At 36.1% G+C, this 9,603-nt stretch carries 11 protein-coding genes; all 11 read left to right on the top strand.

Annotated elements, in window-relative coordinates; translation table 11 throughout:
• Positions 1-96: 96 nt before the first annotated feature.
• Complete coding sequence (locus AC6F8J_RS05755) at positions 97-1,029, top strand: hypothetical protein (protein ID WP_500721691.1); 933 nt, start codon at positions 97-99, stop codon at positions 1,027-1,029.
• A 131-nt stretch (positions 1,030-1,160) separates the two neighbouring features.
• Positions 1,161-1,448 (top strand): PqqD family peptide modification chaperone, encoded by a 288-nt coding sequence (locus AC6F8J_RS05750; protein WP_500721690.1) that lies wholly within the window; start codon positions 1,161-1,163, stop codon positions 1,446-1,448.
• 111 nt (positions 1,449-1,559) lie between these two features.
• On the top strand, positions 1,560-2,075 hold the full coding sequence (locus AC6F8J_RS05745; RefSeq protein WP_500721687.1) for a phosphatase PAP2 family protein: 516 nt from the start codon (positions 1,560-1,562) through the stop codon (positions 2,073-2,075).
• Positions 2,076-2,123: 48 nt separating this feature from the next.
• A complete protein-coding gene (locus tag AC6F8J_RS05740; RefSeq protein ID WP_500721686.1) occupies positions 2,124-2,690 on the top strand; it encodes a VanZ family protein in 567 nt (188 codons plus the stop codon).
• Positions 2,691-2,897: 207 nt separating this feature from the next.
• Positions 2,898-4,379 carry an S-layer homology domain-containing protein gene (locus AC6F8J_RS05735; RefSeq protein ID WP_500721684.1) on the top strand — a complete coding sequence of 494 codons (1,482 nt, stop codon included), beginning with the start codon at positions 2,898-2,900 and terminating at the stop codon, positions 4,377-4,379.
• Positions 4,380-4,396: 17 nt separating this feature from the next.
• A complete protein-coding gene (locus AC6F8J_RS05730) occupies positions 4,397-5,071 on the top strand; it encodes a hypothetical protein (RefSeq protein WP_500721681.1) in 675 nt (224 codons plus the stop codon).
• Positions 5,072-5,109: 38 nt separating this feature from the next.
• Positions 5,110-5,805, top strand: a complete 696-nt coding sequence (locus AC6F8J_RS05725) for a Wzz/FepE/Etk N-terminal domain-containing protein (RefSeq protein WP_500721678.1) — start codon at positions 5,110-5,112, stop codon at positions 5,803-5,805.
• Positions 5,802-6,533, top strand: a complete 732-nt coding sequence (locus tag AC6F8J_RS05720; protein ID WP_500721676.1) for a polysaccharide biosynthesis tyrosine autokinase — start codon at positions 5,802-5,804, stop codon at positions 6,531-6,533. The genes AC6F8J_RS05725 and AC6F8J_RS05720 overlap by 4 nt, the downstream gene beginning before the upstream one ends.
• A 145-nt stretch (positions 6,534-6,678) precedes the next feature.
• On the top strand, positions 6,679-7,983 hold the full coding sequence (locus AC6F8J_RS05715) for a pyrimidine-nucleoside phosphorylase (RefSeq protein WP_500721674.1): 1,305 nt from the start codon (positions 6,679-6,681) through the stop codon (positions 7,981-7,983).
• A gap of 209 nt (positions 7,984-8,192) precedes the next feature.
• Positions 8,193-8,792 carry a zinc metalloprotease gene (locus AC6F8J_RS05710; protein ID WP_500721671.1) on the top strand — a complete coding sequence of 200 codons (600 nt, stop codon included), beginning with the start codon at positions 8,193-8,195 and terminating at the stop codon, positions 8,790-8,792.
• A gap of 9 nt (positions 8,793-8,801) precedes the next feature.
• Entirely contained in the window at positions 8,802-9,542 is a 741-nt protein-coding gene (locus tag AC6F8J_RS05705; protein ID WP_500721669.1) for a segregation/condensation protein A, read from the top strand.
• Positions 9,543-9,603: the final 61 nt, after the last annotated feature.

The raw sequence follows: 9,603 nt of genomic DNA, 5'->3' as shown, positions 1-9,603 counted from the left end.
AGGCGAATTTAGTGAAACTTAGTTTTGACACTTTAGCATAGACATAAAAAGCTATATTCTTAGGTATTTCAGGTGAAAGGTTAATGGTATATTATTATGACGAACCATTCAGAAATCAAAGCGAACAACTATTTGATATATGGATTGAATCTATCTTCAGAACTTGTATTAGAAGAACTTATTCCAAATAGTGGAAAAACAGATTTAACCATAGCTAAAGGAGAAGTACCAGAATTTCTTAAAGAAACAAATAAAAAACATGCTTTATTTCAGACAAATGAGAAAGAATTTTTAACTAGAATTGAAGGCATTGGTTGTTTCCATGTGAAAAATGGTAATAAAATCATCTATAAACTTTATCAAAATCCAAATTATACTTTAGTAAAAATGTATTTATATGGATTATTATTACCGATAATACTTATGCAACGTGGTCGATTTTCATTACATGGTAGTTGTATTAGCTTAGGGAACAAATCTTTTATTGTATCTGGGCATTCTGGTGCCGGTAAGTCTTCATTAGGTATAGCCTTTAGATTGGCTGGTTATAAATTGATTTCTGATGATTTAGTCGCTCTAAATGATAACTGGCTTAAAGGGCTGTATGCACATCACGGCTTTCCTGTTCAAAAAGTTACAATTGATACTGCCAAGTTTTTGGAAATCAATACTCTTGGTCTAGAAAAAATACCGGATGAAGATAAGTTTCTGATACCGATAAAAGATGAATTTCAAAAGAAACCGACACCTTTAGTTGCTCTATTTGAAATAACCACACACGTGGATGCGGGTGAAAATGAAGTTATATTAGAAGAATTATTTGGTGGCGAGAAGCTTAGGTGTGTTATTGCTAACACATATAATGTACAAATGATTGGTGCGATGGGTTTAGCACAAGAGCATTTTAGGTATGGCACATCTATAGCAAAAATCATTAAAGTATATAGAATTACAAGACCGATTCATGGTTTTTCATTGAATCGACAAATGGAATTAATTATGGCTAAAATGTCAAAACTATATGGTTGAACTTTTACATACAATATATAGTTAGGAGTGTATCAGCTATTAGTGTGTGCGTTTAGAGAAAATTCATTTTGACACTTGAACAATATTAGGACTATAATGATAGAGATAGCATGAAAATGGGAGGAAGCAAGATGACCATTAAAAAACTTGAATTAACGGATAGAATCATCAGACTCGAGGATATATCAACAACCATAATGGATGGCGAACTTGGTATGATGAGCGAGAAAAAAGGCAAATACTATACCTTAGATCTTATAGGGACGCGTGTTTGGGAATTGATTGAACAACCTTTGCTAGTAGAGGAGCTCGTTATATTGTTGATGAAAGAGTATGATGTTGACAGGGTTACTTGTGAAGTTGATTTGTTAGAACTGTTGGATAGGTTAATAAAAGAAGAACTAATTAAAAAGGTTTAATAGTTTAACTTTTACCTATGATTTCTAAGCGCTTGGTTTAAAGTGGTTTGTATAACTTAATGGAACAGATCGTGAAAATCACACTTTTTGTTCGGATTTTAGGAGTCAAACATGAAGATTCTTGATGAAAAAATATTTTTTTTACTAATGGGTCAGATGAAAAACAAAGAAGTTGCATATGTTATGAAGTTTATTGCTGTCTATTCATCTAGATTTTTTTTAGTTATATATGGTAGTTTTCTTTTACAGCTATTGATAACTAAAGACCTCATGCTTATACCCTATGTAATAGGACCGGCAATGTCTTTACTCTCAGTTATGATCCTTCGGCGATTCATTAAGAGAAAAAGACCTTTTGAAACCTTTGATATTAAGCCTTTGATTACTCATGAGAAAGGGGCCTCTTTTCCAAGTAAGCACGGTACATCTGCGTTTGCAATAGCAATAGCGATGATGTGGGTTCATCCATTAATAGGTAGCATTGGAATATTATTGGCTGTCTTAACAGGTTTTTCTAGAGTTATGGCAGGTCTACATTACCCGTCGGATATTATAGGTGGCGTGTTTATAGCAATACTTGTATCACAGTTGATTTACTTCTTATCCTCCATGCCTCTACTTTACTAATAAAGAGACTCATAACCAGGCACAATAGCTAGAAAACAGAGGTGTAACGTGAATAAGAATCAAAACCATCATCAGCAAAAGAAAATGAGACATCCATATATATTGCTCCTGTTGGGGCTATTTGTTATGGGATGGATTGGTCTGATTTTTTATTTTTCATCTCAGCCGCCCAATACATCCAATTGGCAATCTAGGGGCGCAGTAGATGTATTTTATACGTTGGATGATCATCTTGACTTTACAGAAACAATAATCTATGAAAAGGCTGTTTATTTTTTTAAAAATATCGTCTTACAAGGTCAATATGAGACATCGAATTCACTTATAAGAAAGAGTGCTCATGTGGGTATTTATCTTGTTTTAGGTTTTATGGTCACATTACTGGCCTATTATTACCATAGACGTTATCATCTTGCATTTATTCTTGGCATAAGCCTGCCGACTTTGATTGCTGTTATGGATGAATTCCGTCAAAGTTTTATTGGACGTACGTCTTCTCTGGATGACGTGGTTTTAGATGGTTTTGGCGCTACAGTCGGAACGATAATATGCTTATTAATACTTATGTTGATTAAATTTATTTTATATCTGAGTAAAAAATATAGACATACTTAAAATACATTGTATTAACGTGTTTATTTTAGTATAATATAATGGTTAGTAAAAGTGTCATAACTTTAAAGTTCATAGTAGAGAAACATAGTTTTGACCCTCTAACTATATGTAATGAAATAAGACTTATACTGTCATAGAGATAGAGATTCAGTATAATAAGGGGCAACATATTCATAAATCATGACGAGGATGGAAGGAAGTATAAAAATGAAGAGGATATTAGCAACATTAATGGCATTAACCATGTTACTTAATTTATTTGCGGTGCAGGTATTTGGAGCGGAGTCGACGGATCCGGATCTAGTGACAGCATTTGTAGACCATGTTTTTGATTTACAACATAAGGATCAGTTTGTTGATCTTATAGCAGTTATTCGTAAAGTGGACGAAAAAGAAGATATGTTAGAAGCTTATGAAAAAGCGTTTAACGGCCTAACCAGTGGACAACAAGATCGATTAGAGTCCTTTGGCGTGTCCTTAGAAGCTATGGAAGTGTTTGTTGACTACATTATGGTGGAAACATATGATGAGAAAAAACTCAAAGAATACTTAGGCCTAAGTCCTAATCCCAATAGACCTGCAGATAAAGCTGCTTTTAGAGCTTCCATTGAAGCTAGGGAAAGTGATTTTAGAGCGGCTCTGGAGGCGGCAGGTGCCAATATAGCAGCCTTAGATGCCGGATTTGCTAGAATGGACAAGTTGTTTGATTTATTAAATGACGCATTACTTTTGAATTCACTCGGTATTTCCGTTCCTTTTTTAGTAGCGCAAACACCAAATGGAAGCTTCACCCTTGATCGAGCAGAAGCTCAAAAAATAATTACCATTGCCAATTCAAAACTAAAAGATGGTATAGATCATGCTGACACAGTGTTAGATGGTCTACAAGATTTTGTTGATTTTTATAACACAGCTTCACCTAATGACAGAAATCAACTCTATAAATATTTCAATAGATTCGGATTTGTACGTCTTGTTACTGGTGGCGGAGCTGGTGGTGGAACGGCTGGTGGCGGTGGTGGTAAACCAACAGTTGATTTACTGGACGAAGATATAGCTTTAGCCTTACCTACATTTTTAGATACCTTCGGGTTTGACTGGGCAAAAGAAGCCATAGAATCCTTATTTGCTTTTGGTATTATCAAAGGTAAATCTGAAACGAGGTTTGATCCTTCCGGGTTTGTGACAAGAGCTGAATTTGCCTCTATGTTATCTAGAATGCTGGAACTCATACCAACAACAGAAGTGAATGAATTTGAAGATATCATGTCCTCTGATTGGTTCTATGATGATTTGAGAGCGGCAGCTGAAAGTGGCATTATAACGGGTTATGGTAATAATACTTTTAAGCCACATCAAAAAGTAACGCGTGAAGAAATGGCAACAATGATTAGTCGCGTGTTAGAGTCCAGAGAAGTAGAAGAACCCACAGATGAAGAGATTGATGTCTTACTAAATGATTATGAGGATAAAGACCTTATTGAAGCATGGTCGAAAAAAGGTTCTGCCCTTGCTGCTAAATTGGGTATTATTCAAGGATATGACGAAGATGGTAAGAAAAACTTCAAGGCAAAAAGATTTGCAACCAGAGCGGAAGCAGTTGTTATGCTCTATAGAATGGCTACACATATAGAAACGGTTGTCGTGATTAAAGCGAATGATACAGAAGGAGAAACGGTAACGGAGTAAGAGAGTAGGTTAAGGTAATGTTAAAGAAGATTGTGATTGGCCTTGGCCTATTAAGTTTGTGTGCTGTGATTGGCTTTAGTATCCCATTTGTCATGTCAAATCAAAGTCCAAGTCAGGACTTAGATTTGGAAGATTTGAAAATGCAGTTTGAGCAAGAACTTCTAGCAATGCAAGAGCAGAAACTGCGGGAAAATTATGAAGCAATGTGGGATGAGCACATGGATAATAATCCAAAGGAACTAGAAGACTTGTTAGATGAAATACAACAATTGAACAAAAGTCAATTAGAGACAAATACAGAAGAAGAAACAGCTATTATTTTATCTTCGGATACGACAGCTATAATTAAGGATGATTCAGCGGATGCTTTACCCGATGAGGAAGTGGATTTTTTTGATCTGGAGACGGTGCCTTTGAGTGATGGGGAAGTCATCACGGAGAAAGTTGTCAAGGACCAATGGGTTAACGAGAAGATTCATACACATAAGGATCAAATAGCAGATTCCGATTTGAGTGCCGGTGCAGGTATATACAATCGGTTGGATACAAACTATTTGTTTAGCTTAGCAGAAGGTGGTTTGTCGGCTAAAAAAGAAGAAGAAGCAAAAGCTTACCTAAGAGCAAACCTGTCTGAAGCAGAACTTGGTAAAGCGATAGAACTATACAACAAGTATGTACATTTATTAAACTAGAATGTCTTACAAGAAGATGATGAGAGTAGGGTATGAACATGAATGAAACGTATCAAGAGCTTGATTTGATTGAGCTCTTAAGAGGTGTTATTTCAAATTGGTGGTTGATTTTATTGTTTATGATTGTTGCTGGAGGTACTTCTTACTACGCAACGATTACTTATGTTGTACCTATATATAAGGCGGAGTCCACCTTGTTTATTGGTAAAGAAAACGATGTTATAACGGGAATTAGTCTTGGTGATTTTCAGCTAGACAGTAAACTTGTTGTGGATTACAGGGAACTCATAAAAACCAGATTGGTTACAGAAGAAGTTATTAGTGACCTTGAATTAAAGACGACAAGGAATGAAGTTATTGATCATCTCAACATTAATATTATCACAGAGTCTAGGTTTATGAATATTACTTATCAAGATCCTATACCTGAGAGAGCCACACAAATTGTTAACCGTTTTTCTCAGGTCTTGGTAGAAAAAGCTGAAACAATAGTTGGTGTAAAAAATATTCAGATTGTAGATTATGCCATTATACCAACATCACCAATTAGTCCTAATGCTACGATGAACGCTTTGATAGCAGCAATGATTGGCGCGATGGTGGCTGTAGGTTTAATCTTATTTAAAATGGCAATGAACAATACCATACAAGATGAATCTAACGTAGAAAATGAATTTGGCATACCGGTACTGGGTGTCATCCCTAAGTTCAAAGGTGAAGGGAGGACAACATGATTAGCAAAGATCTAATTAGCGTCAATGAACCGGAGTCCTTAGCGGCTGAGAGCTATAAAATGTTTAGAAGTAATCTGAAATATATGAAGGTAGATTCAGAAAAAAAAGTGGTTATGTTCACCTCATCTGTTTCAGAAGAAGGTAAAACGACAAGTATATCCAATATTGCGACAAGTTTTGCCCTAGATGGTAAGAAAACTTTGTTAGTTGAATGTGATTTACGCCGCGCCAGAGTACATAGTGTGTTTGGGATCAACCAAAGTCCAGGTATTACGAATATGTTGTCGGAAAAAATGACTTTGGAAGATACGGTTCATCAGATTGAAGAAGTTCCATTACTAGATGTATTAACAGCAGGTCCCTTACCACCGTCACCGGCAGAATTGTTAGGATCAAAAGCACTTGAGGAGATTGTCCTTGAGGCAAGAAAAAAGTATGATATGATTTTAATCGATGCACCGCCAGTTCTAAGTGTAACAGATGCGGTTGTTCTCAACAGAATGATCGATGGTGTTGTTCTAGTGATTGCAGCAAATGAAACAAAGAAAAGCACAGTGCATAAAGCCATAGCAGCTTTTAAGAAAATCGATGCCAATATGTTGGGTATTTTAATCAGTAAAGTGGATATGAAGCGAAATGACTATTATGACTATTATAAAAAGGGTTACAGTTATACCCATGAAAAGCCTAAAAAATCTAAACCGGTTATTGAGTATAGTGATAACTAATCTAAACAGCGAACCTATGCAATTGCATAGGTTCGCTGTTTTCAAAGTGAAACAAATATGATATAATGTCATTACATGCAACGGACAACGGACAATGAACTATGGCATTAGCTTTAACAAATATTGAAACAATGGAGATGAGACTATGAGAATGTATGACGTCATTGAAAAGAAAAAATTAGGTGAAATATTAACAGATCTAGAAATCAACTATGTGGTGGAAGGCTTTACAAAAGGTGCTATACCGGATTATCAAATGTCAGCCTTGTTAATGGCCATTTATTTTCAGGGGATGAACAAGGATGAGACATTGGCATTAACCCTGGCAATGGCAAAAAGCGGTGATATGTTGGATCTTTCAAAGATTGATGGTATCAAAGTGGATAAACACAGTACAGGCGGCGTTGGCGATAAGACATCGTTGGTATTGGCGCCAATGGTTGCGGCGCTAGGTATACCGGTAGCAAAAATGTCCGGGAGAGGTCTTGGCCATACAGGCGGAACAATCGATAAGTTGGAGGCCATTGCAGGCTTTAATACAGATATGTCAGAAGAAGCATTTATTAACAATGTTAATACCATTAAGATGGCGATAGCAGGGCAGACCGCCAATCTTGCTCCGGCAGACAAAAAGCTATATGCTTTACGTGATGTTACCGCCACCGTTGACAGTTTTTCATTGATTGCCGGTAGCATCATGAGTAAAAAGATTGCTTCCGGTGCAGATGCCATCGTACTGGACGTAAAAACCGGTTCAGGTGCCTTTATGCGTGATGAAGGGGATGCCATTAAGCTGGCGAAGGCTATGGTCGATATTGGAAACGGTTATGGACGTGAAACCATAGCCCTTGTTTCGGATATGAATCAGCCTTTAGGCTGTGCTGTAGGTAATACCTTAGAGGTTATTGAAGCCATAGAGACTTTAAAGGGTAATGGCCCTGAGGATTTGATGACCTTATGCTTAGAACTAGGAACACAAATGGTACTCTTATCTAAGCTTACAGAAGATGAAAATGAGGCCAGGTCCATGCTTAAGGAAACCATAATATCCGGTCAAGCGCTTGCTAAGTTCAAAGAATTTGTTAAAGCTCAAGGTGGCGATACCGTTTATGTTGATCAACCGGAACTTTTTGAGAAAGCAAGCATCATTCGCAAGGTTTTAGCCAGAGATACCGGTTACATCGCTCACATTGAAACAGAGGAAATCGGATTTGCGACGATGATGTTAGGTGGCGGGCGTGAGACCAAAGATAGCCCTATTGATTTATCGGTTGGATATGTTTTCAAAAAGAAGCTGGGTGATTTTGTTGAAAAAGGAGATACAATTGCATTGGTATATGCCAATGACGAAGAAAAATCATTGCTTTCAGAAACAAGATTTTTGGATGCGATTACTCAACAAAAAGAAGCTTATGAAAAACCCAAACTCATAAAGTGCCTATTGAAATAAAACATTGTAACCAAAAAGCCTCTAAAGAGGCTTTTTGGTCTTCTCTAGAAAAGTCATACTCTAACATTCAGCTTTAAAACATAGCTGATTGCGCCAAGCTTCTTTAGGTAGGACTTATCCCTTGCTATTTCCGTGATTTATTAGTAAAATAGCTTATGGGTAGAATTTTGAACCCAAAATCTTGAACGTGATGACTTAGGAGATTAAACATGACGATATTAATAATACGATTGATCATCAATACTTTGTGTGGTGTTATGGTTATGGTGGCTCACGAAGTACCAAAAGTTTTTGCCGCTCATTTCCTAACCCATCCCATCTATAGAAAAAAAACCATGGTGATACCTAAACTAACCAAGTTTATTGATCCTATTGGCCTAATTCTTTTTGCTTTTTCAACCTTTGGTGTTGGATGGCAAAAGCCTTTTGAATACAACCCAAATCGACTTAAAGACAAAGAAAGAAGCCTATTACCCTTAATGTTATCGGGTCAGCTGGCCAGTCTTCTATTTATGTTGTTTATGTTGCCAATCTTCAATTATTTGATACAGGTCAAAGCGAATCCATTCATTATATATGGTGCTTATAAACTGGTGGTTTTTAATATGGTTATTTTCTTGGTGAACCTGTTTCCTGTACCTCCGCTGGATATGAGTAAGATAATATATTCTTTTTCACCTAATAACTATTTTAAACTCATCCAAAATCAGCGATACATTCATGCCGGTTTTATACTGATGATTGCTTTTAATATCGTAGAAATACTTGCAAGAGAGATTCTGAACCCAATTCTTAATCTAATGGTATAGGAGAAAAATATGGTCCTATCAGTTAAACTGGATAATTTTGAAGGTCCTTTGGATCTTTTACTGCATCTTATTGATAAAAACAAATTAAATATATATGATATACCCATAGTGGTGGTGACCAAGCAGTATTTGGAGCATATGCGTCATATGGAAGTAGGTCAGATGGAGGTTATGTCTGAGTTCATTGAGATGGCTGCCATTTTGATTAATATTAAATCGAAGATGCTATTACCCAAGTATGAAGAAGATGAAGAAGAGAATGAAGATCCAAGAGCGGTTTTGGTAGAAAAGCTTCTGGAATATCGTAAATATAAGATGATATCCATGGATTTGAAGGAACGTCATAATCAAGCAGACAAGATTCTTTTCAAAGAAGCAAGTATACCGGAGGAAGTGAAGAATTATACTCAAGCACCAGATACTTCAGCTCTACTTGAGTCCATCGATTTTGGGAAATTATATCAAGTTTTTCAATCGGTTCTTAAGAGGAATGAAGACAAGATGGATGTGGTTAGAAGTCATTTTGGTGATATTAAAAAAGAGGCTTTTACAGTACAAGAAAAGATTGAACAATTACTGAACTTAAGAGAAAATTATAGTTCTCTTAGTTTCGCAGATTTATTAGATAATCTAAGTACGAAAGTAGAAATGATTGTTACTTTTCTTGCCGTACTAGAGTTGATGAAAATGGGCAGTATACGAGTTATTCAAACGGAAGTTTTTGATGACCTTATTATTCGATTTGTTTAAAATCCCATATCCAAAAAGCAAAAGCATTTAAGAAGTGGTCTTAAAAATATTATGTAAGAAG

Source organism: Petrocella sp. (genome assembly GCF_059865615.1).
This window is presented reverse-complemented; position numbering and strand designations above follow the sequence as displayed.